The 22,310-nt window shown below is 70.2% G+C and carries 23 protein-coding genes; 12 read left to right on the forward strand and 11 right to left on the reverse strand.

Annotation, left to right across the window (positions count from 1 at the left end; all coding sequences use genetic code 11):
• Nucleotides 1-5 precede the first annotated feature (5 nt).
• On the forward strand, nt 6-608 hold the full coding sequence (locus ML539_RS07900) for a metal-dependent hydrolase (RefSeq protein ID WP_243322317.1): 603 nt from the start codon (nt 6-8) through the stop codon (nt 606-608).
• The gene (locus ML539_RS07905; protein ID WP_243322320.1) at nt 605-820 is read left to right on the forward strand and encodes a hypothetical protein; all 216 of its coding nucleotides are present in this window, start codon (nt 605-607) and stop codon (nt 818-820) included. The genes ML539_RS07900 and ML539_RS07905 overlap by 4 nt, the downstream gene beginning before the upstream one ends.
• A 27-nt stretch (nt 821-847) precedes the next feature.
• On the opposite strand, the gene ML539_RS07910 is transcribed toward ML539_RS07905, so the two are convergent.
• Nucleotides 848-2,134 (reverse strand): transcription antitermination factor NusB, encoded by a 1,287-nt coding sequence (locus ML539_RS07910; RefSeq protein ID WP_243322322.1) that lies wholly within the window; start codon nt 2,132-2,134, stop codon nt 848-850.
• A gap of 35 nt (nt 2,135-2,169) precedes the next feature.
• Nucleotides 2,170-3,333, reverse strand: a complete 1,164-nt coding sequence (locus ML539_RS07915; protein ID WP_243322323.1) for a CsgG/HfaB family protein — start codon at nt 3,331-3,333, stop codon at nt 2,170-2,172.
• Nucleotides 3,334-3,411: 78 nt separating this feature from the next.
• On the opposite strand from ML539_RS07915, the gene ML539_RS07920 reads away from it, so the two are divergent.
• The 8 genes from ML539_RS07920 to ML539_RS07955 all read left to right on the forward strand — a co-directional run bounded on the left by ML539_RS07920 (nt 3,412) and on the right by ML539_RS07955 (nt 12,158).
• The gene (locus ML539_RS07920) at nt 3,412-3,858 is read left to right on the forward strand and encodes an OsmC family protein (protein WP_243322325.1); all 447 of its coding nucleotides are present in this window, start codon (nt 3,412-3,414) and stop codon (nt 3,856-3,858) included.
• A 19-nt stretch (nt 3,859-3,877) separates the two neighbouring features.
• Nucleotides 3,878-4,525: a transcriptional regulator NrdR gene (nrdR, locus tag ML539_RS07925; RefSeq protein WP_243322327.1), complete on the forward strand. Its 648-nt coding sequence runs from the start codon at nt 3,878-3,880 to the stop codon at nt 4,523-4,525.
• Between the two features lie 27 nt (nt 4,526-4,552).
• On the forward strand, nt 4,553-6,976 hold the full coding sequence (gene lon, locus ML539_RS07930; RefSeq protein ID WP_243322329.1) for an endopeptidase La: 2,424 nt from the start codon (nt 4,553-4,555) through the stop codon (nt 6,974-6,976).
• Nucleotides 6,977-6,983: 7 nt separating this feature from the next.
• On the forward strand, nt 6,984-7,838 hold the full coding sequence (locus ML539_RS07935) for a tetratricopeptide repeat protein (RefSeq protein ID WP_243322330.1): 855 nt from the start codon (nt 6,984-6,986) through the stop codon (nt 7,836-7,838).
• Nucleotides 7,839-7,885: 47 nt separating this feature from the next.
• Nucleotides 7,886-8,266 carry a hypothetical protein gene (locus ML539_RS07940; protein ID WP_243322332.1) on the forward strand — a complete coding sequence of 127 codons (381 nt, stop codon included), beginning with the start codon at nt 7,886-7,888 and terminating at the stop codon, nt 8,264-8,266.
• Between the two features lie 73 nt (nt 8,267-8,339).
• On the forward strand, nt 8,340-9,257 hold the full coding sequence (gene ftsY, locus ML539_RS07945) for a signal recognition particle-docking protein FtsY (protein WP_243322334.1): 918 nt from the start codon (nt 8,340-8,342) through the stop codon (nt 9,255-9,257).
• Complete coding sequence (ribD, locus tag ML539_RS07950; protein WP_243322336.1) at nt 9,250-10,413, forward strand: bifunctional diaminohydroxyphosphoribosylaminopyrimidine deaminase/5-amino-6-(5-phosphoribosylamino)uracil reductase RibD; 1,164 nt, start codon at nt 9,250-9,252, stop codon at nt 10,411-10,413. Before ftsY ends, ribD begins: the two co-directional genes overlap by 8 nt.
• Nucleotides 10,414-10,481: 68 nt before the next feature.
• A complete protein-coding gene (locus ML539_RS07955) occupies nt 10,482-12,158 on the forward strand; it encodes a hypothetical protein (RefSeq protein WP_243322338.1) in 1,677 nt (558 codons plus the stop codon).
• Between the two features lies 1 nt (nt 12,159).
• Here ML539_RS07955 and thiS read toward each other — a convergent pair whose 3' ends face one another.
• From thiS to rpmH, 9 genes are all read right to left on the reverse strand, one after another.
• The gene (gene thiS / locus ML539_RS07960) at nt 12,160-12,360 is read right to left on the reverse strand and encodes a sulfur carrier protein ThiS (RefSeq protein WP_243322339.1); all 201 of its coding nucleotides are present in this window, start codon (nt 12,358-12,360) and stop codon (nt 12,160-12,162) included.
• Complete coding sequence (locus tag ML539_RS07965) at nt 12,357-13,550, reverse strand: PLP-dependent aspartate aminotransferase family protein (RefSeq protein WP_243322342.1); 1,194 nt, start codon at nt 13,548-13,550, stop codon at nt 12,357-12,359. The genes thiS and ML539_RS07965 overlap by 4 nt, the downstream gene beginning before the upstream one ends.
• Before the next feature lie 72 nt (nt 13,551-13,622).
• Nucleotides 13,623-13,913: a hypothetical protein gene (locus ML539_RS07970; protein ID WP_243322345.1), complete on the reverse strand. Its 291-nt coding sequence runs from the start codon at nt 13,911-13,913 to the stop codon at nt 13,623-13,625.
• Complete coding sequence (gene gatB / locus ML539_RS07975) at nt 13,910-15,394, reverse strand: Asp-tRNA(Asn)/Glu-tRNA(Gln) amidotransferase subunit GatB (protein ID WP_243322346.1); 1,485 nt, start codon at nt 15,392-15,394, stop codon at nt 13,910-13,912. Before gatB ends, ML539_RS07970 begins: the two co-directional genes overlap by 4 nt.
• A gap of 33 nt (nt 15,395-15,427) precedes the next feature.
• Entirely contained in the window at nt 15,428-16,729 is a 1,302-nt protein-coding gene (locus tag ML539_RS07980; protein ID WP_347710749.1) for a tRNA modification GTPase, read from the reverse strand.
• Between the two features lie 9 nt (nt 16,730-16,738).
• Entirely contained in the window at nt 16,739-17,203 is a 465-nt protein-coding gene (locus tag ML539_RS07990) for a R3H domain-containing nucleic acid-binding protein (RefSeq protein WP_243318026.1), read from the reverse strand.
• A gap of 9 nt (nt 17,204-17,212) precedes the next feature.
• On the reverse strand, nt 17,213-18,784 hold the full coding sequence (locus ML539_RS07995; protein WP_243322348.1) for a YidC/Oxa1 family insertase periplasmic-domain containing protein: 1,572 nt from the start codon (nt 18,782-18,784) through the stop codon (nt 17,213-17,215).
• Nucleotides 18,781-19,149: a ribonuclease P protein component gene (locus ML539_RS15675; protein WP_243322351.1), complete on the reverse strand. Its 369-nt coding sequence runs from the start codon at nt 19,147-19,149 to the stop codon at nt 18,781-18,783. Before ML539_RS15675 ends, ML539_RS07995 begins: the two co-directional genes overlap by 4 nt.
• A 10-nt stretch (nt 19,150-19,159) precedes the next feature.
• Complete coding sequence (gene rpmH, locus ML539_RS08005) at nt 19,160-19,294, reverse strand: 50S ribosomal protein L34 (RefSeq protein ID WP_026852422.1); 135 nt, start codon at nt 19,292-19,294, stop codon at nt 19,160-19,162.
• 233 nt (nt 19,295-19,527) lie between these two features.
• On the opposite strand from rpmH, the gene dnaA reads away from it, so the two are divergent.
• Both dnaA and dnaN read left to right on the forward strand, forming a co-directional pair.
• A complete protein-coding gene (gene dnaA / locus ML539_RS08010; protein ID WP_243322353.1) occupies nt 19,528-20,913 on the forward strand; it encodes a chromosomal replication initiator protein DnaA in 1,386 nt (461 codons plus the stop codon).
• Nucleotides 20,914-21,127: 214 nt separating this feature from the next.
• The gene (gene dnaN / locus ML539_RS08015; protein WP_243322355.1) at nt 21,128-22,261 is read left to right on the forward strand and encodes a DNA polymerase III subunit beta; all 1,134 of its coding nucleotides are present in this window, start codon (nt 21,128-21,130) and stop codon (nt 22,259-22,261) included.
• Nucleotides 22,262-22,310 lie beyond the last annotated feature (49 nt).

Here is a 22,310-nt window from a genome sequence, read left to right on the forward strand (position 1 = left end):
TCCCGATGCCGACCATCCTCTCCCACCCGGCGGTTCCCCTGGCCTTGGGCGTGGGTTTCGGCCCGAAGGCCATCCCCCGCCCCCTGCTGGTCGCCGGAATCGTCGCCTCGGTGCTCCCGGACCTGGACGTGATCGCCTTCCGCCTGGGGATCCCCGACTCGGCGGCCCTCGGCCACCGGGGATTCAGCCACTCCCTGGGCTTGGCGGCGGTGATGGCCCTGGGGGGCGCCTGGGCCCTCCGCAAAGCCCGGTCCCCGTTCCCAGCCGCCTTCGGATTCCTCTTCCTCTCCATGGCCTCGCACGGCCTCCTGGATGCCCTCACCACCGGCGGCCGTGGCATCGCCCTGCTTTGGCCCTTCACGGAACAGCGGTTCTTCTGGCCGCTCCAGGTGATCCGGGTGTCGCCCCTCAGCGCCGCGCGGCTCTTCTCTCCACGGGGCCTAGCGGTCCTGTCGTCCGAGATCCTGTGGGTCTGGCTCCCTTCCGCCGTCCTGGCGCTCGGGCTCTGGACCCTGCGCCGAGGGCGCCGCCCCCTCGTCGGGCCCTGTCCTGACCCCATTCGGCCCGGCCTGCCCTCGCCACCCGACCTCCCCCGGGGGAACCCATGAAGGTCTTCGCCTACACCGCCATCGCCGTGGTCCTCTTTTTCGCCTTGGCGATCCACTTGGTCCAGAAAGAGGAGCGTCGGCGCTCCGAGCGGCGCCAGGAGGACCTCCCGGTCCTTCCCCCGGACCCGAGACGGCGGGACCGTCGCCGGAGGAATGTGTTCGCGTACCTCGGTTGGGTGCTACGGTCGCTGCTCGCAAAATCCCGCCAGTAGCCGGTCTCCGGGCGCGGAGCCACCTGACTAGCTGGAACGCTGGACGGCGAAGGCCTGGAATCCCTCGCCCTCCCAGCGGAGGGGGTGGGGGCGGAACAGGTCCGTGACCTCGCGGCCCGTCCCATCGGCCACGCCCAGGGCCGCCGGCCAGACCTCCGCAGGGCGAAGGTCGGGGCGGGCCTCCGCCAGCCAGTCCCGGTGGGCGATCCCTTCCTCGGGCAGCCAGGAGCAGACTGCATGGATCAGCAGCCCGCCCGGGGCCAGGCGCCCGGCGGCGGCGGCCAGGAGGCGGCGCTGGATCCCGGTGAGGCGGGGCAAGTCGTCATGGGCCAGCCAGGGCCACTCGGGATGCTTCTGAATCGTGCCGCTGCCCGAGCAGGGGGCATCCAGTAGGATGAGGTCGAAGGTGGCGTCGCTGGCCTCCAGCCACTCCGCCGCGTCGGCCTGGATCACCTGGGCCGCCACGTCCCGCTGCTGGAGGGTCTGCCGCAACCGGGCCGCGCGCCGGGGATGCACCTCCAGGGCCGTGAGTGCCGCCCCGGCGTGGCGCAGGGCCAGGGTGGTGGTCTTGCCGCCGGGGGCGGCGCAGGCGTCCAGGATCCGCGTCACGGGGCGGTCCCAGCCGTAGGCCAGCAGGGCCTGGGAGCTGAGGTCCTGCACCATGCCCGCGCCGGATTCCAGCCAGGGCCGGGGGAAGGGGGCTCCCTCTTCCAGCCGCAGGCAGCCCGGCCATTCGGGGTCCGGCGCCAGACCTTCGGGAACCTCGCCCCGAACGAGGCGGAAGGCGGGGCGGGGGGGCTGCTGGAGGCGGGACCACAGGGCCTCGACCTGGTCCAGGGCCCCGTGCGGCGCCAGGACGGCCTTCAGGGCGCGCTCCGCGGCGGGAGGCCGGTCCAGGGCGGAGGGGAGGGCGTCCAGCGCCGCGGCCAGGGCGGCGCGGTCCTTCGCGGCCCGGCGCAGCAGGGCGTTCACCAGGCCCTTGTGGGGATGGAAGCCCAGGTCGCGGTCTCCCGCTAGCGCCACGGATTCGTTCACCGCCGCGTGGTCGCTGACGCCGGGCAGCCAGGCCAGCTGCGCGAGGCCCATGGCCAGGGCCACCTGGGTGCCCAGGGGCACCCCCCGGGCGGGATCCTTCAGCTGGGGCTTCACCCAGGCCTGGAGACGGCCCCAGCGGCGAAGGCAGAGGCCGAGGAGGGCCTGGGCCAGGTGCGCGTCCTCGCCCAGGTCGCGGTCCCAGATGTCCGGCACCCGGCCCCTCTCCCCGAAGACTTCGTGGAGGGCGTGGGCGACGTGAAGGCGGGCGGGCGTGGGCATGGGGCTCCGAAGGACAGAACCCCGATTATCCCCCGTTACAGCTCCTTCAGGATCTCGGCCTTCTTGGCCTCGTAGTCCTTCTTGTCCAGCAGGCCCTTCCGATAGAGATCCTGGAGTTTCTGCAGGCGTTCTTCGGGGCCGGCCTTGCCCGCGGCCGGGGCGGTCGAGGTGGGCTTCGTCTCCACGGCGGGCGGGGCGGGCTCCGAGCGGCGTTCGGATCGGCGCAGGGCCTCCTGGAGCGCGATGGCCTCCTGGCATTCCTTCAGCGCGGTCTGGAAGATGCTGGCGTCGGGCTGCATGTCCAGGGCCGCGCGCAGGTGGGGCAGGGCGTCGTCGTATTGGCCCAGGATGAAGCGGATGATGCCCACGTTGTACTCGGCGCGGGGGTAGTACTTGGGCTTCTGGCCCTTGTCCTGGCGGGACTGGTCGAGACCCTCGAGGGCCAGGTCCAGGGCGCCCCGGACGTCGCGGGCCTTGAGACGCTCGTGGGCCCGGCCCATGCCGAAGACATCATCATCGAAGAAGGTGAGCTTGCGCACCTCGCTCCAGGCCAGGAGCAGGCGCAGCACCTTCACCTTGGCGGCCTCGAAGGCCAGGCGGCGCACATCGGAATCGCGGGGATAGGCGGGGTAGCCCTCGTACGAGGTGTTGCTGAGGCTGGGCGCATCCTCCAGGCGCTGGGCGCCGAAGACGCGGCCCGTGCTCAGATCGACGACCTGCACGGTGGCGCTGAAATCCAGGCTGGCGGTGGCGGTGCGCTTGAGGCGGACGAGCTCCTTCTTCGTCTTGGAGTCGGTGCTGCGCTCCTCCTTGGCGGACTGGGTGCGGCTGAGGTCCGACCGGTTCACGTTCACGATGACCAGCACGCTGGGGCCAAGGAGCTTGCCGAGCTTGGCGATGGTGGCGGGCTCCACGTAGCCGCTGGCGCCCAGCTCCTGTTCTTTCAGTACTGCATCCAGGTGGGCCCGGTCCACCACCTCCACCTGGCGGCTCTGCACCAGGTCGGCGGTGAGTGCGTCCGCCAGCTCCCGGGAGTTGAGGTCGCGGGAAGGGGCGAAGGCCAGGCGCTCCACCTTGAGGCCCAGGCCCGGCGGATGGACGAGAGTGACCTCCACCTTGGGGTTGGCGATCTCGCTCCAGAACTGGGCCTGGGCGGGCAGCGACAGCGCGGCCAGGGTCGCGGGGATCAGCAGGCGCATGGGGACTCCGGAACGTCGTTCCAGGTTAGCAGCAGGGGTGTGTGGCATCCTGGGCGCAGGCTTTCCGAGGAGAACCCCATGGCCCACCGCTATCCCCTCACCCTCTCCTGGACCGGCAGCACCCACGACGCCACCTACTCCCGCAACGCCACGGTCACCACCGCCGGCAAGCAACCCCTGGCCGTGAGCAGCGCCCCGGAGTACGCGGGCGACGCCGGCCGCTGGAACCCCGAGGACCTGCTGGGCTCGGCCCTCGCCACCTGCCACATGCTCACCTTCCTGGCCCTCTGCGCCAAGGCCAAGGTCGAGATCGTGGGCTATGAGGACCACGCGGAGGCCGTGCTGGACACCATCGACAAGGTCACCCGCATCACCCAGGTGCACCTGCGCCCGACCCTCCGCGTGCCCCGGGGCACCGGCATGGCCAAGGTGGTTGAGCTCTTCGAGAAGGCGCACAAGTACTGCTTCGTGAGCAATTCCGTGACCTGCGAGGTGGTGATGGAACCGCGGGTGGTCGAAGTCTAGACGCTGATCCGGAGCATCCGTGCGCTGTCCCTTCTGCGGGCACCTCGAGGACAAGGTGGTGGACTCCCGGGAGTCCCGCGAGGGGGATTCCATCCGGCGGCGCCGGGAGTGCCTGTCCTGCGCCCGCCGCTTTACCAGCTACGAGCGGGTGGAGGAGGTGCCCCTGGTGATCCTCAAGAAGGATGGCCGGCGCGAGCCCTTCGACCGGCAGAAGCTCATGAAGGGCCTGCTGCTGGCCTGCCAGAAACGCCCCGTCTCCCTGGCCCGCATCGAGCAGCTGGTGGGCGACCTCCACGCCCGGCTCATGGAACGGCCCGACCGGGAGATCCGCAGCCGGGAGCTGGGCGAGCTGATCATGGACGAGCTGAAGGGACTGGACCAGGTGGCCTACGTGCGCTTTGCCAGCGTGTACCGCGACTTCAAGGACCTGCCGGACTTCGTGAAGGCCCTGGAGGGGCTCATGCACAAGGAGGCGGCCACCGGACGGAACGGCGGCGGCCCCGCCATGCCAGCCTCCCCGGCTTCGACGCCCGCCGCCACACCAGCCCCCGCGCCGGCCTCCACGCCAGCCTCCACGCCAGCCTCCACGCAGGGCCCCAAGCCCGTGCCCCAGGCCCTCTTCCCTGGCGAAGCCGCGCCTCCGCCCCCGAAGGTCCGGAAAAAGTAGGGGTATCCTGAAGGCCGAGGTTTTTCCGTGGCCGACGACGTTCTCCTGCCCCCCCCTCCCGACGAACAGCCCAAGCTGCCGGAAGAGCTGCCGGTGCTGCCCCTGCGGGACGTGGTGGTCTATCCCTACGTGATCCTGCCCCTCAGCGTCAGCCGCGAGAAGTCCATCCGCGCCGTGGACACGGCCCTGGTGGAGAACCGCATGATCCTCCTGCTCTCCCAGAAGCAGGTGGAGATGGACAACCCCAAGCCCGAAGACCTGTACCAGGTTGGCACGGCGGCCCTCATCATGCGGGTGCTCAAGCTGCCGGACGGCCGCATCCGCGCTCTGGTGCAGGGCCTGCAGCGGGTCCGCGTGGAGTACTTCACCGAGACCGAGGCCCTCTTCAAGGCCCGGGTGGAGCCCCTGGCCGAGCCCGAGCTGAAGGTGCCGGACCTGGAGCAGGATGCCCTCCTGCGCAGCGTGAAGCAGACGCTGGAGAAGGCCGTGGCCCTGGGCAAGACCCTGCCCCAGGAGGTGCTGGTCATCGCGGGCAACCTGGACAACCCGGGCCGCCTGGCGGACCTGGTGGCCTCCAACCTGGACCTCAAGCTCCAGCAGACCCAGGAGGTCCTCGAGATCGCCCACCCGGGCCTGCGCCTCAAGCGCGTGAACGAGCTGCTCCAGCGGGAGATCCAGCTGCTGGAGGTCCAGCAGAAGATCACTATGGAGGCCCGCGGCGAGATGGACAAGAGCCAGCGGGAGTACTACCTCCGCCAGCAGCTCAAGGCCATCCAGCAGGAGCTGGGCGAGGGCTCGGAGCTGGCCGAGGAGATCCAGGCCTTCCGCGACAAGCTGGCCAAGATGACCGTGCCCGAGGACCCGCTCACGGAGATCGAGCGCAACCTCAAGAAGCTGGAGCGCATGCATCCGGACTCCAGCGAGACCGCCGTGACGCGGACCTACCTGGAGTGGATGACCGAGCTGCCCTGGGGCACCTTCACCGAGGACAACCTGGACCTCGCGCAGGCCCAGACAGTGCTGGACGAGGACCACTTCGGCCTGGCCAAGATCAAGGACCGCATCCTGGAGTTCCTGGCCGTGCGCAAGCTCAAGCCCGATCTCCGCGGCACCATCCTCTGCTTCGTGGGCCCCCCGGGCGTGGGCAAGACGTCCTTGGGCAAGTCCATCGCCCGGGCCCTGGGCCGCAAGTACTCGCGCATCTCCCTGGGCGGCGTGCATGACGAGAGCGAGATCCGGGGCCACCGCCGCACCTACGTGGGCGCCATGCCCGGCCGCATCGTCCAGGCCCTCCACCAGGTGAAGAGCATGAACCCCGTGATCATGCTCGACGAGGTCGACAAGATCGGCCGCGACATGCGCGGCGACCCCAGCGCGGCCCTGCTGGAGGTGCTGGACCCCGAGCAGAACCACACCTTCCGCGACCACTACCTGAACGTGCCGCTCGATCTGAGCCAGGTGCTCTTCCTGGCCAACGCCAACGAGCTGGAGCCCATCCATCCGGCCTTCAAGGACCGCATGGAGATCATCTACCTCAACAGCTACACGCTGGAGGAGAAGCTGGGCATCGCCGAGCGGCACCTGATCCCCAAGCAGCTGGAGAAGCACGGCATCACGCGCCAGCAGCTGTCCATCTCGAAGAAGGCCCTGAAGGCCATCATCACGGGCTACACCCGCGAGGCGGGCCTGCGCCAGCTGGAGCGCGAGATCGGGGCCGTGTGCCGCAAGGTGGCGCGCCGGGTGGCCGAGAACGCGCTGAAGAAGAAGCTCGTGCTCACGGACGACGCCATCCACGAGCTGCTGGGCCCCGTGAAGCTCCTCCAGGACGAGCGGCTGAAGGCGCCCCGGGTGGGCGTCGTCACCGGCCTGGCCTGGACCTCCGTAGGCGGCGACGTGCTGTTCGTCGAGGCCCTGAAGATGCCGGGGAAGGGGGGGCTCATCCTCACAGGCCAGCTGGGCGACGTGATGAAGGAGAGCGCCCAGGCGGCCCTCAGCTACATCCGAAGCCGAGGCGGAGCCTTCCAGATCGACCCCGAGGTGTTCCAGAAGCAGGACCTCCACATCCACTTCCCCGAGGGCGCCATCCCCAAGGATGGCCCCAGCGCGGGCCTGGCCATCGCCACCGTGCTGCTGTCCGTGCTCAAGGACATCCCCGTGAAGAACACCCTCGCCATGACCGGCGAGATCGACCTGCGCGGCGAGGCCCTGGCCATCGGCGGCCTCAAGGAGAAGGCCCTGGCGGCCCTCCGGCTGGGCATCAAGGACATCCTCATCCCGCACGCGAACCAGAAGGATCTCGAGGAGATCGATCCCGAGCTTCGGAACCAGCTGCACTTCCACCCGGTGATGCACGTGGAGGAGGTCTTCGAGCAGGCCCTGGTGGGTTGGAAAAGACCGGAAGCCGTGGTATCAAAATCCAAGGCCGCCGCCAAGGCCCGCCCCTCCCGCTGAGGTTCCCATGTTGCTGCTGTTCGCCGCGGTCCCCCCGCCCAAGCCCCCGGCTGTCCAGGCCCAGGTCCTCGAGGTGGGAACCCAGGGACTTCCGCCCGCCATGGAGGCCTTCATCCAGGCCGACGACTGGCCGGGTCTGGCGGATTGGTTCGAGAAGGCCTCGCCCAAGGTCCGGCGGCAGTACTACGAATACTGGCTCCAGGCCCTCAACCGCAGCGGGCGCTGGGCGCGCCTGGCGGACGCCTGCAAGGCCCTCACCCCGCAGATCGAAGGGAAGGGGAAACCCCGCCTGGGCACGTACCGGCTCTACCGGGCCCAGGCCCTCAGCCAGCTGGGGCGCCACAAGGAGGCCATGGCCGCCCACGCCGAGAACGGCCGGCTCGGCCAGGCCGAGGGCTACGCCAACGCCTGCGCGGAGGCGCGGCTGGCCGGGGACTGGAAGGCCCTCCTGGCCTACTCCGGGGCCATCCTGGCCCGGAAGCCCATCGATCCCGAGGCCCTGGGCTCGAAGGGCGAGGCCCTCGCCCACCTGGGGCGCTTCCGCGAGGCCCAGGAGGCACTCCAGCAGGCGGTGAAGGGCAATCCCAAGGCCGCCTATGCCTGGAACAACCTGGGCCGCGCCGCGATGCAGCAGAAGGCTTGGGGCGATGCGAAGGCCGCCTTCGACCAGGCCCTCGCCGTGGACCCCAAGCAGATGGAGGCCCTGTTCAACCGGGGCATCGCTCGCTTCAACCTGAAGCAGTACGCCGCCAGCCGGGACGACTTCAAGGCAGCCCTGGCCCTGCGGCCCGGGGACCCCGTCCTGAAGGAGAACCTCCGGCAGGCGGAAAAGATGGCCGCCGCCTACCCGGACCAGCCCTGAGGCCTTGAACCGGCCGGCCCGGGAACCATCCTTCCGGAAGAGGCCCCATGCTCCTCGAAACCTTCGCGCTCGCCCTTCAGCTCCCGCCCCTGGCCTTCAGCCCGGCCGCCCTCCCGCGGCCGCTGCCTCGGCCGCGGGTATTGACCTGCCCGGTCCAGGATCTCGGCCGCCCCTGGTCTCCGCCCCTTTCCCTTCCGATCCGGAGTGCGCGGGTCGCCGTGGATCCCCGGAACCTCCGCTACCGGGCCCCTGAACCCCTGGTGAACCCGCTGACGGACATCCTGCTCCTGTTCGCCCTGGCCGGCTGGGCTTCCAGCACGGGGGGAACGGTGGATTTCCGACCGCCGGCGGAGCGGAATCCTTTCCTGGCCGCCCCCCTGGCGCCGGTCTACACACCCCCTGGGTTGCCGGCAAATCCGGGATTCTAGTCCGCTTGTTCCACGTGGAACGCCGTTAAAGAGGGCCGGAAACCGGGGCCCTTCGGTAGACTGGATCCGCGAGGTGGGCGTGGGGCTTCTGGGCGGTCTGTTCGACAAGTTCAAGCAGGGACTGAAGCGCACCCAGGATCTGGTGCTGGCGCCCATGGGCCGCCTCCTGGGCCTGCGGCGCCTGGACGAGGACCAGCTGGAGGAGCTGGAGGACCTGCTGCTCCAGGCGGACCTGGGCGTGCGGGCCGTGGACCAGCTCATGGCCCGTCTCCGGTTCGAGCTGCGGGGTGGGTCCGAGATCGACCCCAAAGCCGTGCTGAAGGACGAGCTGCTGAAGCTGCTCCGGCAGCGCCCCGCGAAGCCCTTCCTGGCCTCGGGCACCCAGGTGGTGCTGCTGGTGGGCGTGAACGGCGTGGGCAAGACCACCACCCTGGGCAAGCTGGCGGCCCACCTGAAGGCCCGGGGGGAGGAGGTCCTGGTGGTGGCCGGGGACACCTTCCGGGCCGCGGCCATCGACCAGCTGGAGCGCTGGGGCGAGCGGGCCGGGGTGCCGGTGATCCGCAACCAGATGGGCGGCGATCCGGCCGCCATCGCCTTCGACGGGGCCACCAGCGCCAAGGCCAAGGGCACGCCCTGGGTGCTCATCGACACGGCCGGGCGGCTCCACACCAAGGACCACCTCATGAAGGAGCTGGACAAGATCCGCCGCAGCCTCCAGAAGGTGATCCCCGAGGCGCCCCATCGGGTGCTCCTGGTGCTGGACGCCACCACGGGCCAGAACGGCCTGCAGCAGGCGGAGGTCTTCGCCCGCACGGCCGGCGTCACGGACCTGGTGCTCACCAAGCTGGACGGCAGCGCCAAGGGCGGCGTGGTGGTGCCCATCCTGGACCGGCTGAAGCTCCCCATCGCCTTCGTGGGCGTGGGCGAGGGCGTGGACGACCTCATCCCCTTTGATGCCGAGGCCTTTGTCGACGGGCTGCTGGATGCCTGAGCCGGACCTGACCCCAAACCTGACCCAGGGCCTGACCCCGGATCTGACCCCAGGGCTGGCCTGGGCCCTGGCCACGGGCGGCCCCTGGCCGGATCCGGAGGCCCTGTCGGGAGATGCCCGCTTCATGGCCCTGGCCCTTGCGGAGGGCCTGAAGGGCGTGGGCCTGTCGAGCCCCAACCCGCCCGTGGGCTGCGTCCTGGTCAAGGAGGGCCGGGTGATCGGCGCCGGCGTCCACACCCGGGCCGGCGACCCCCATGGCGAGATCATGGCCCTGCGGGACGCCGAGGCCCGGGACGAGGATGTGCGCGGCGCCACGGCCTACGTGATCCTGGAGCCCTGCTGCCACCAGGGCCGCACGGGCCCCTGCACCCTGGCCCTCCTCCAGGCCGGCGTGGCCCGGGTGGTGGTGGGCGTGCGGGATCCCAACCCCCGGGTGGACGGCGGCGGCCTGGCCATCCTGCGGGCCCAGGGCGTGGCCGTGGAGGAGGGCGTGCTGGGCGAGGCCTGCACCCGGTTCCACGCCCCCTTCTTCAAGCTCATCCATACGGGCCTGCCCTGGGTGAGCCTCAAGCTGGCCCTGGGGTCCGATGGCGCCCTGGGCCCCGCCGGACGGACCACCCCCATCACCCCGCCTGAGGTCCAGCGCCTGGGCCACGCCCTGCGGCGGGCCGCGGAGGCCATCGTCGTGGGGCGCCACACGGCGGAGGTGGACGATCCCCAGCTCACGGACCGCTGGCCCGCCCCCACGGCGCCCCACCGGATCTTCCACCGGGTGGTCATGGACAACGCCGGCCAGGTGCCCGCCGGGGCCCGCGTCTGGCTGCCGGTGGCCGGGCAGCCCGCGCTGCGGGCCGTCACCGGGGACCCCGAGCCCCTGCGGGGCGTGGAGGACCTGCACCTGCCCCCGGGCCCCCGGGGATGCAGTTTGCGCCACCTGTTGCACGAGCTCGCCGCCCGCGGGGTGGGCCGGGTGCTGGTGGAAGGTGGCGGCACGCTGGCCCAGGCCTTCCTCGAACAGGACCTGGTGGACGAGTTCCACCGCTTCCAGAGCGATCGACCAGCCGGCGGAGCCCCGCTCCCGCTGGACCTTCCGCCAGCCTGGGCCCTCCGCGCCGCCGGCCGCTGGTCGGGGGGACGGTGGGAAGTCTGGCGCTAGACTGGCCTCTGCCGTTTCCTGGCACGACCTTTGAAAAGCCCGCTCGTTCACCCACCTCAGGAGTTCCCATGCCTCCCCGATCCTGGCGATTCCTCCTCGGCCTCCTGCTTCTCCTGCCCTTCGCCGCGTGCGGCGGCGGGTCCGGTTCCAACGTCAGCCCCGACGCGGTGATCACCCTCCAGGCCCAGTTCGAGAAGCTGTCCCTCACCTCCGCGGGCCCCGGCGCCACGACCCTGCGCCCCGCCCGCTACTGCTGGGCCGAGGTGCGGGACGCCTCCTCTGGCAGCCTTCTGGCCTCAGGCTACCTGGGGAGCGATGGCACCGGCCGCACCACGGTGCCCAAGGGCCTCCAGGTCTATGTGCAGGTCTTCGCGGACTACCAGGTGCCCAGCGCCGATCCCGCCAGCTTCTTCATGCGGGGCAGCGTGAGGAACGCGCCCCTGCCGGCCACCGCCCTCACCAACGCGGCCTTCGACGCCCTCCCCGAGTGGTCCGTCACCAGCAGCACCTTCCTGGCGGACCGGGACGGCACCCTGGCGGTCACGGCCCGGACCAGCAATCGCATCGCCGGGGCCTTCAACATCGCCGACCAGGCCGTGACCTTCGGAGCCGCTGTGCGGGACATGGACGGCTCCACCAACCTGCGGCTGCCGGACCTCCACACCTTCTGGACCACCAGCGCCAGCAGCGCCGACCAGCAGCGCACCTATCCCGCCGTCCTGACGGGCTCAGGGTCCACCATCCTGGTCTCCGGCCAGAACCGGGCCCTCTTCGGCCATCAGGTCTACGGCCTGGGTAGCGGCGCCCCCAACACGGAAACGGATGAATGGGACGATGGGGTGCTCCAGGAGACCTTCGCCCGCCTCCTCTTCGCGGACTACAGCTTCAAGCCCGATGGCAGCAGCAGCCTCTCCCTCCTGCGCCGGGACAACGACAATGTCTGGGTGGACCGGGGGGTGCAGAGCGAATCCACGGCCGCCTTCGTCGCCGGCTTCTCGGACTTCCTGGCTGGCGCCGTGCGGAACAACAGCCAGATCCTCGACAGCTATGTGGACGGCGCGGGCGTGGCCCAGGTGGACGTCTTCGACCTCACGGACCACGCCTTCGTGCCTGCGGCCGCCAAGGGCGAGTTCGCCCGGGGCTCCGTGGCCGTGAGCCTCTGGGGTCTCTGGAAGAACGTGCTGGGCGGTGGCTCCACGGGCCTGAACACCCTCTGGGCCGCCGTGCGCTCGACCCAGGCCTACCCGAACGGCACCGGCGAGTACGAGCAGGCCACCCTGGGCTGCTACCCCACCTACCTCCAGGGCGTGGCGAGCCGGACCACCGCCACCACCTGGCAATCGGCCCTCACCGAGCTGGCCCTGGAGTCCGTGTCGAATCCAGACGCCAACTACTTCGCCGGCACGGCCCTCTGGCTGACCCGGAGCCTCCCCTTCGCGGATTCCGGCAGCCTCCAGACCTACGCCCCCAGCCTGGGCTACTACTACGACCGCGACCAGAGCCAGGCCTGGCGGTTCGTCCACATCGGCGGCGCCCGCACCATCACCATGACGCCCACCAGCGGCCAGGACTTCTACCTCGAGCTCATCGGTCCCGGCGGCTGGGTGGCGGGCAGCTACAGCAATCCCGGCAGCACCCGCACCTTGACGTTCAGCAACCTGCCCGCAGGCACCTACGTGGCCCGCGTGCGGGCCGGCGCCACCACGGCCACGGGGATGAACACCTACTCGATCAGCGTGAACTGAGTCAGCCACCGCCCACCAGCCGCACCACCTCCAGCCGGTCGCCCTCCTTCAGGGGGGTGGCCGGGTGGTCGGCCCGGCGGATGACCTCCCCGTTCAACTCCACGGCGCTGCCGAAGGCCGGCAGGTCCAGCCAGATCGCCAGGTCCGCCACCGTGGCCAGGGCCGGGGTGTCGCGGAATTCCCCGTTGATGCGCAGCCTCACCGGGCCTCCGCGGCCGCCTGGAAGCCCTTTTCCAGGTCGGCGATGAGATCCGGCTGGTCCTCGATGCCCACGGAGAAGCGCAGGAGGCCGTCCGTGATGCCCAGTCGGGCCTTCACGTCCGGCGGCGTCCTCAGGTGGCTCATGCTGGCGGGATGCTGGATGAGGCTCTCCACGCCGCCCAGGCTCACGCCCCGGGTGATGACCTCCAGGGCCTCGCAGAAGCGCTGGCCCGCCAGGAGGCCCGCCCGCAGCTCAAAGCTGATCATGGCACCGAACCCCTTGTCCATCTGCCGGGCCGCGACCTCGTGGCCGGCATGGGTGGGCAGGCCGGGGTAGTCCACCCGGGCCACGGAAGGCTGCCACAGCAGCCACTGGGCCAGGGCCTGGGCATTGTCCGAGGCGCGGTGCACCCGCAGGGGCAGGGTCTTGAGGCCGCGGTGCAGGAGCCAGGCGGCCATGGGATCCAGCGTCGGCCCCATCACCTTGGTGAGGTGCCAGCAGGCCACCACATCCGCGTCCGATCCGGCGATGACGCCCGCCACCACATCGGAATGCCCCGCGAGGTACTTGGTGGCCGAGGCCACGCTGAGGTCGATGCCGAGCCGCAGGGGCTTGGTGTGGAAGGGGCTGGGAAAGGTGTTGTCGGCCACGGTGCGGATGCCGTACTTCTTCCCCAGGGCGGCCACGGCGGCGAGATCCGTCACGGCCAGGGTGGGGTTGGAGGGTGTCTCCACCCAGAGCATCCGGGTCTCCGGGCGGATGGCTGCCTCCCATTCTGCACCGTCCAGCGTGTTCTGGATCCACGTGACGCTCAGGCCCCGCTCGGCCTCCCAGCGGCGGATGAGCTGCTCGGTTCCCAGGTAGATGGCGGCGGGTGCCACGAGGTGATCCCCCGTTTTCAGGAAGGCCTCGAAGACCAGGGCGAAGGCCGCCATGCCCGAGGCGGCCACCAGGGCGCGCTCGGCCCCCTCCAGGGCCGCCAGCACCGACTCGACCTCGCTGGCGTTGGGATTGCCCCAGCGGGTGTAGAAGGCCGGGGGTTCGACGGCCGCCGCGAACTCGGCGCCCTCGCGGTTCTCCAGCAGCTCGAACACGGAGGTCTGGAAGATGGGCGTGGTCACGGCCCGCGTCGGATTGTGGTGTTTCCCGGCGTGGATGGCGGTGGTCGTGGGTCCCCAGGGCGTGGGCATGTGGGCCTCGTCAGGTGCGCGGGAGCGCCTTGGCTCCTGGTTCCCAGCATAGGCGCGGAAGCCTCCTCCGGCCTACCACTTCCAGAACACGAGGGCGAGGGCCACCACCGCCAGGCCGATCACCGCCACCAACCGCCAGACCGGAGCCTTGCCCGTCGGGCGCCCGCTGGGCTCCTGGTCCGTCAGGGCCGCGCGGGTCAGCTCGTCCATGTCCGAGGGCGGCGCGGGGGCCTGGCAATCCAGACAGAGGAAGGGCTCGCCCGGCGTCTCCACCGCATCCACGATCACCCGCCCGCAGCCCTGGCACACATGGCCCACGCCGGGAAGGTAGGCCGAGAGGGAAGGGGGGATCTCGTTGCTCATGGCCCAGCATGCGGTGCGGTTCCGCCCTTGGCCAGCCCTTCGGCCAACACTTCGTTCACCACGCCGGGATCCAGCCGGCCGCCGCCGGCCTTCAGCACTTGGCCCACCAGGAAGCCCCGGAGGTTCGTCTTCCCCGCGTGGAACTGGGCCACCGGCCCCGGGTGGTCGGCCAGCACCCGGGCCACGAGCGTCTCGATGGCGCCCCGGTCGCTGACCTGGGCGAGCCCCTTGCGGGTCACGATGTCGCCGGCCCGGCCCTCCCCCGCCAGCAGGGCCGGGTACACCTGCTCCTTGGCCGTGCCGAAGCTGATCCGGCGCTCCCCGACGAGGCGCACCAGCTCCGCCAGGGCCTCCGGCGGGAGGGGGAAGGCCGCGATGCCGCCTCCCCGCTCATTGAGGGTGCGGCTCACCTCGCCCAGCATCCAGCTGGCCGCGGCCTTGCCCTCGCCCGACGCGGCGGCCAGCGCCTCGAAGTAGTCCGCGAAGGCCGGGTCCTGGAGCAGGGTGAGGGCCTCCTCCCCGCCGAGGCCGAAGGCGGCCCGCCAGCGCTGGGCCCGGGCCTCCGGGAGCTCGGGCAGGGAGGTCCGCACCGCGGTGATCTCGGCTTCCGTCACCTCCAGGGCCGGCAGGTCCGGCTCGGGGAAGTAGCGGTAGTCCATGGCGGCCTCCTTGGTCCGCTGGGCCCGGGTCTCGCCGGCCTCCGCGTCCCAGCCACGCGTCTCCTGGACCACGGCGCCGCCCGCCTCCAGCAGGGCCGTCTGCCGCGCCACCTCGTGGGCCAGGGCCTGCTTGACGAACCGGAAGGAGTTGAGGTTCTTCACCTCCACCCGGGTCCCGAGGGCCTGGGTACCCCATGGCCGGAGGCTCACGTTTGCGTCGCAGCGGAAGCCGCCCTCCTCCAGATTCCCGTCGCCAATGCCCAGGAAGACCACCAGGCGGTGCAGAGCCTTGAGGTAGTCCGAAGCCTCCTGCGGGCTCCTCAAGTCCGGCATTCCCACCACTTCAAGCAACGGAACCCCGGCCCGGTTGAGATCCACCAGGGTCGCGTCGGGTCGCTGGTCATGGAGGCTCTTGCCGGCGTCCTCCTCCAGGTGGGCCCGCTCGAGGCGGATGCGCACGGGTCCGTCCCCCCCGCGCACGGCGGGGTCGCCGGCGAGCTCCAGGGATCCGCCCTCCACCAGCGCCACCGGGCCCTGGGTGATCTGATAGCCCTTGGGCAGGTCTGGGTAGAAGTACTGCTTCCGGTAGAAGGTGCTGCGCTCCTGGATGCGGGCGCCCAGGGCCAGGCCCAGGCGGATCCCCAGGCGCACGGCCTCGCCATTGAGGACGGGGAGGGCTCCGGGCAGGCCAAGACAGACAGGGCAGGTCTGGGTGTTGGGGGAGGCCCCGTAGGCATTGCGGCAGGCACAGAAGAGCTTGGACCGGGTCCGCAGCTGGACGTGGACCTCGAGACCGATGATGGCTTCAAACCCAGGCTTCACGCGCCCTCCTCGGGCCAGTCTACTTCGCCGGGCCTATTTTCCGAGGCAGAAGCCGCTGAAGAGTTCGTCCAGGGTGCGCTCGGCGCGGTCCTCCCCCGTGAGCTGGGCCAACAGGCCCCAGGCCCCCTGGAGGAGCGAGGCCGGCAGCTCGGGTGGACAGCCGGGTTCCAGGCCGGCCAGCAGGTCCATCTGGCGGGCGAGGTCCTCCAGGAGGTCGGCCTGCCGCTGGGTGGCCAGGGCCCCCAGGCAGGCGTCCGGCGCCAGTCCTCCCAGGATGCGGTCCTTTAGGGCGCCCTCCAGGGCGTCCAGCTCGCCGCGGTGGGCGGCAATGGCCACACCGGGAACCGCGGCCAGGTCCCCGAAGGTGCGGACCTCCAGGACCTTGCCGGCGAAGGGGGCCAGGGCCGCCTGGAGGGCCGGATCAGGTGCGGCGTCCGGGGCCGGCCAGAGGTGCAGGACCAGGTCGGCCCCCTCCAGGACGGGGGCAACGCGGGCCACGCCGAGCCGCTCCACCGGATCCTCCGTGTCCCGCAGGCCCGCGGTGTCGTAAAGGCGGAGGGGCAGTCCCCGCCACTCGCAGCGGACCTCCAGCACGTCGCGGGTGGTGCCGGGGATGTCGGTGACGATGGCTCGGTCCTCGCCGGCCAGGGCATTGAACAAGGTGCTCTTCCCGGCGTTGGGGCGGCCCACCAGGGCCAGACGGAGGCCATCCTGGAGGTGCCGGGCGGCCCGGCAGCGGACTTGTTCCACGTGGAACCGTTGCCGAACGGGCTCCAGCGCTCGACGCAAGGCCAATAAATCCAACAGGATGTCTTCTTCGTCCCCGTAGTCCACGGCCGCCTCGGCCCGGGCCACCCAGGGCGCGAGGGCTGCCTTGGCGGCCAGAATCCAGGGCGGAAGCGCCCCCGCCCGCGCCTGGGCCAGCCGGATCTGCGTATCGGTCTCCGCGGCCACCAGGTCCCGAAGGGCCTCGGCCTCCAGCAGGCCCTGCTTGCTGTTCAGGAGGGCCCGCCGGGTGAACTCGCCCGGCTCGGCCAGGCGGACGCCCAGGGTGCCCAGGTGCTCCAGGAGCCGGCGCACCAGCAGCGGGTTGCCGTGGACCTGGAGCTCCACCAGGTCCTCGCCCGTGTAGCTGGCGGGGGCCGGGAAGAAGAGCACCAGGGCCCGCTCGGCAAAGCCGCCCCAGCGCAGCGTGCGCAGCGAGGCCACTCGCGGTTCCGGCAGCGCGAGCAGGGGCGCGAGGAGGGCCGGCAGGCCCGTCCCCGAGACGCGCACCACGGCCACCGCCGCGGGCAGCAGCGGCGTGGCAGGGGCGCAGATCGGTTCCGGGGTCACCGGGCCAGTCTACTTCCGGAACACCTTCACGGGCTTGAAGGTGCCGGTGCCTTCGCTTTCGGTGCCCAGGCCCTCCTCGCGGCTCACCACCAGGTGCACCCAGCGGCGCTCGCGGGGGCTGAGGGCGCCCAGGGTGTGGCTGCCCAGCTCCCGGGCCCGCTCGGCGGCGAAGCGCCCCATGGCCATGACCTCCTGCATGCGGAAGAGGCGGGCGCCCTTCGCATCCAGATAGGCCAGCTTGGCGTCCTCGCGCTCGCCCTGGGCCTCGTGGACCAGGAACTGGAGGGCGTCCAGGCCCGCGCCCCGATTGGCCGCCAGCCAGCCCGCGTCGGGTCCGGACACGGACAGGCGATTGGGGAAGGCCTCCTCGTCTCCCGAGGGGGCGGACTTCGCCTCCACGGACAGGCCCAGGTGGCTCATCCACCGGGTGATGAGCTCAGGGACGGACTCCAGGCTGGCGCCGCTCTTACGCATGGCTGTCTCCTAGACCTTGATGGGCTGGGGCTGGTAGGACTTCATGATCCACCAGGTCTGGGCGATGCCGATGAGATTGAAGACGAAGTAGTAGATCACGAGCCCGGCCGGGCTCTGGGCGAAGAAGAAGGTCATCATCGCCGGCATGAGCACCAGCATCATCTTGCGCTGGGCGGGATCGCCTACGGCGGGGGTCATGTACTGCTGGGCGAACATGGAGGCGCCCATCAGCACGGGGTAGATGAAGTAGGGATCCTTGGCGGAGAGGTCGACGATCCAGCCGAAGAAGGGGGCGTGGCGCAGCTCGAAGACGGCGTTCAGCATGGACCATAGGGCCAGGAAGATGGGCATCTGGAGCAGCATGGGCAGGCAGCCGCCCATGGGATTGTGGCCGTTCTTCTTGTAGAGCTCCATGAGCTCCTTCTGCATCTCTGCCTTCTTGGTCATGTCGCCGCCGAACTTCTCGTACTTGGCCTGGATGGCCTTCTGGTGCGGCTCGAAGTCCTTCATGCGCAGCATGGAGATGGTCTGCTTGGTGTTCAGGTGCCAGGTGGCCAGGCGGATGATCACCGTGAAGAGCACGATGGCCCAGCCCCAGTTGCCCACCACGCGGTAGACCATGCGCAGCATCCAGAAGAGCAGCTGGGCCACGGCGCCAAAGAAGCCGTAGTCGATGACCCGGGTGAAGGGCTTCTCGAAGGCCAGGAGCGGCTCCGCCTGCTTGGGGCCCAGGTAGAGGGAGGCCTCCAGGCGGCCGTTCTCCGGCAGCAGCTGGTAGCCCGAGGCATCCCGGCCCGCGGGGCGGGGCAGCTTCCAGAGGGCGGCGAAGTAGTGGTTGCGCTGGCTCTTGGCGTCCTTCTCCACCCCCGCGTCCAGGCCCAGGCGGCTCGAGGAGGGCGGCAGCTCCTTGCGCTTGGCGCCCAGGAAGCTGAAGAAGGGATCGTGCAGCATCTCGGTCCAGGTCACGGCCTGGATGGACTTCTCAGACAGGGTGAACACGCGGCCCAGGTGCTTCACGGGGTCATCGCTGGTGGGGTTGGCGATCAGCTGAAGCGCGGCGTTCCGGGCCGAGAGGCCTTCGACGCGGATCTCGAGGCCCTTCTGGGGCACGAGGTAGCTCAGGCGGTCGCCCGCGGCGTTCTCGAAGGTGACGGTGATGACGCCGGTCGCGGCCTTCTCCTCGCGTGCCGTCTCGAAGCCCGGCCCCTGCAGGGCACCCAGGCCCGGGAAGGCGTCGGGGAAGAAGGAGGTGCCGTCCTGGAGCCAGATGGCCTGCTTCAGGGCGCCGGTGGCCACCTGCCAGGTCAGGCGGAAGTCCGCCGTGGCCAGGGTGTACGTGGCGGCAGGGTCCGCGGCCTTCACGCCCGCGGGCACGCTCGCCGCGGCGACCTGAGCCACGGAGGCGGCAGGGGCGGCCGCAGGGGCCTGGGCGGGCGCGGCGGCAGGCTGGGCCTTCGGGGCCTCGGGCGCGGGCGCCTGGGCTGGCGGCACCGGCTTGGCATACCGGGAGCTGAGCCAGAACTGGGCCCCCAGCAGGATCATGCTGCCGATGACGAAGTAGAGGACATTGCGGTTTTTCATGGCGTGTCCAAGGGGAGGAGACGGCGCAGGGCCAGCCCGAGCTGAACCTCGATATCCCGGAAGGTGAGCCGATCAAGGGGGGGCGCGCTCCGGGCGGGGCGCACCCAGACGACCCAGGGCTGGCCGGCGAGGCGCCCGGAAAGCGACAGGAAGGCCATGCGGACCTGCCGGCGGAAGCGGTTGCGCCGGACGGCGGGACCGGTCTTCCGCGGAGAGGTCACAAGCAGGAGCGGCAGGGCGCCGCTGGGGCGGCGCCAGGCCCGGATGTCCAGAAACGCCTCCTGCCCCAGCAGGGGCCGGGGCGGGGGCGTGGGCACGGCGTGGTCCCGCTGGCGGACCGTGCGGTAGCGGCCCTTGAAGATCACGGGACCGGCGTCAGACCGCCAGGACGTGGCGGCCCTTCGCGCGGCGGCGCTTGAGCACCAGGCGGCCGTTCTTGGTCTTCATGCGGCTCAGGAAGCCGTGGGTCTTCGCGCGGCGGCGGTTGTTGGGCTGGAAGGTGCGCTTCATGGTTCCACCTCGGGGGTCCCCTCCCGGGGAGGAGGACGAACCTTCGAGGGTATCAGCGGTGGGCGCGCCGCTCAAGGCCATTTCCATCCTCCCAGGAGCCCTCGGGGGTGCTAGATTTGGGATCCTCCCCGCGAGTCTTCCGTGGCCGGTGGCGTGCGAAGCCCGCCCCCGAGGTTGCGTGCCCACGCGCTTCCGCCACGTCAGCCGCCCCACCCACCGCCCCCGGTGAACACATGCGCTCCACCGATCCCGCCGCCCTCTGGGACACCATCCGACTCAGCCTGTCCAAACAGCTCCCGGAAGCCAGTTTCAAGGAGTGGATCGCGCCCTGTGCCCCCCTGAAGGTCGAGGACGGGACCCTGTGGATCCGGGTCCCCAGCGCCGCCGCCAAGCTCTGGATCGAGCAGCAGCTGCCCGAGGAGTTCAACGACGCGCTGGCCCAGGGCGGCTTGGCGGACCTCCACCTGGTGTTCCAGGTGACCGGCGCCCCGCCCGTGGAGCCCGCGGCCCCGCCCAGGAAGAGCGAGTCCGGCTCCCATGCCGCCTATGCCGCCGCCGAGGCGCCCACCTCCTTCCCCTACCTCTTCAACCGCTACACCCTGGACCGCTTCGTGGTGGGCCCGGGCAGCCAGCTGGCCTTCGCCGCCGCCAAGGCCGTGGTGGACAGCTACGGCAAGGCCGCCACGCCCCTCAGCATGAATCCCCTGTTCATCTACGGCGGCGCCGGGCTCGGCAAGACCCACCTCATGGTGGGCATCGGGAAGGGCCTGCTGGCGCGCAATCCGAAGCTCCGTGTGGCCTACCTCAAGGTGGACAACTTCTTCAACGAGCTCACGGTCGCCATCAAGGCCAAGAACACCGAGCCCATGCGGAAGAAGTACCAGCAGAACGACGTGCTGCTGCTGGATGACGTGCAGACGCTGGGGAAGATGGAGCGGACGCAGGAAGAGATCTTCTACATCCTGGAGTACCTGCTCCAGCACGGAAAGCAGATCGTCCTCACCTCGGACAAGCCGCCGCAGCGGCTCGAGGGTTGCCACGAGCGGCTCATCACGCGCTTCAAGTGGGGCCTCACGGCCGACATCCAGCCTCCGGACTTCGAGACCCGCATCGCCATCCTGAAGAAGAAGCTGGAGGACGCGGACTTCAAGAACGTGCCCCCCATCCCCGAGGACGTGCTCACCTTCATCGCCCACAAGGCCAAGGGCAGCGTCCGCGACCTGGAGGGCTTTCTCACCCGCGTCATCTTCCAGGCCAGCCTCATCGGTGTCCCCCCCACGCTGGAAGTGGCCCACGCGGCCTTCCAGGGCCAGAGCGGGGAAGAGCCCACGGCCGGCGTGCCGCCCGAACGGATCTACCGCATGACGGCGGAGACCTTCAACGTCTCCTTCGTGGACCTCATGAAGAAGCGCTCCCGTCAGCAGGTCATCCTCGTGCCGCGGCAGGTGGCCATGTACCTGGCTCGGGAGATCGCCTCCGCGCCCTTCACGGACATCGGGCGCTCCTTCAGCATGCACCACTCCACCGTCATGAACGCCATCGACTCGGTGCGGGAGCGCATGAAGCGCGATCCGGAATTCCACAGGATGGTCCAGGCCCTCTTGAATAGCATTCATTGATTTAATTGTTGTTAATGTGTTTTCAACACAGGGTCCCTCCGGGGAATCCGCAAACCAGCCGACCAGGCCGCGCGGAGGGGTCCCGGGCCCTGGATTCCGCACCTCCCCGGAGCCTCTCCACAGCCTGTCCCGAGCGGGGAAACTCCGGTAGGATAGGGCTTTGAGACGTCATTCCACAGGTTGTCCTGGGCTTCAGCATCATCAAGGGTGATACATGAGTCTTCAGTTACAGGTTTCCAAGGATCGTCTGGATCGCACCCTGGGGATTCTGAAGCACGCCTTGGACCGTCGGGTCACGTTGCCCATCCTCCAGCACATCCTGATGGACGTGCGCCCCAAGGAGGTCGTGCTGAAGGCCACGGACATGGAGCTGGCCTTCGAAGCCACCGTGCCCGGCGAGGGGCAGGGCGAGTGGACCATGGCCGTGCCCGGCAAGAAGTTCATCGAGACCGTGCGGGTCTTTCCCGAGGGGCTCCTGAGCCTGGAGTGCCCCGATGCCGGCGGTCGCCTGTGGCTGCGGGCCAAGGGCATGAACTCCGAGCACAACATCCAGCCCGGCGAGGGCTTCCCGGAGCTCCCCGGGCCCGGAAACCAGCTGCCCGTGGTGAAGATCCCCGTGCTGCGCTTCAAGCGGGCCATCCAGCTGGGCTCCATCGCGGTGAGCAAGGATGCCACCAAGCCCACCCTTTCGGCCGTGCTGGTGCACCTCTCCAAGCACCATGTGCGCGTGGTCTCCACGGACGGCTTCCGGCTCGCCGTGGCGGAGGTCCCCTGCGACACCAAGCTCAAGGACGAGGTGCGGCTCATCGTGCCCAAGCGCGCCCTGGACCTCATCCCCACCCTGCTGGGAGACGAGGGCGAGGTGGAGCTCTGCTGGGACGGCACCACGCTCTTCCTGGACCAGCCGGGCCTGAAGTTCAGCACCCGCCTCGTCACCGGCAACTACCCCGCCTACGAGAAGGTGCTGCCCGCGGAGCTGCCAAAGCGCGTGATCATGGACCGCGAGGTCTTCCTCCGCACCCTGCGCTTCGTGGGCCTGAAGAAGGACGACTACAACAAGAACGTGCGCCTGTTCTACGAATTCCCCAACCTGCGCACGGTCTTCCAGCACCCGGACGAGGGCGTGAACCAGGCCACGCTGCCCTTCACGGGCGAGGAACAGCCTTTCGAGCTGGCCTTCAACATCGACTACCTCACGGAACTGCTGGAGCGGCTCCCCGGCGAAGAGGTGGTCTACCAGTTCAAGGACGAGGTGGGCCAGGGCGTCTTCATGTCGCCCAGCCTGGAGGACTTCAGCTTCCGCTACGTCCTTATGCCCGTCCGCTTCGCCACCAGCGCCACCGCCTGAACGGCGCCCGCACCACCGCATTCCACCGTACCCAACCAAGTGAGTCTTG

Source organism: Geothrix sp. SG200 (genome assembly GCF_022808935.1).
Classification (GTDB): Bacteria; Acidobacteriota; Holophagae; order Holophagales; family Holophagaceae; genus Geothrix; species Geothrix alkalitolerans.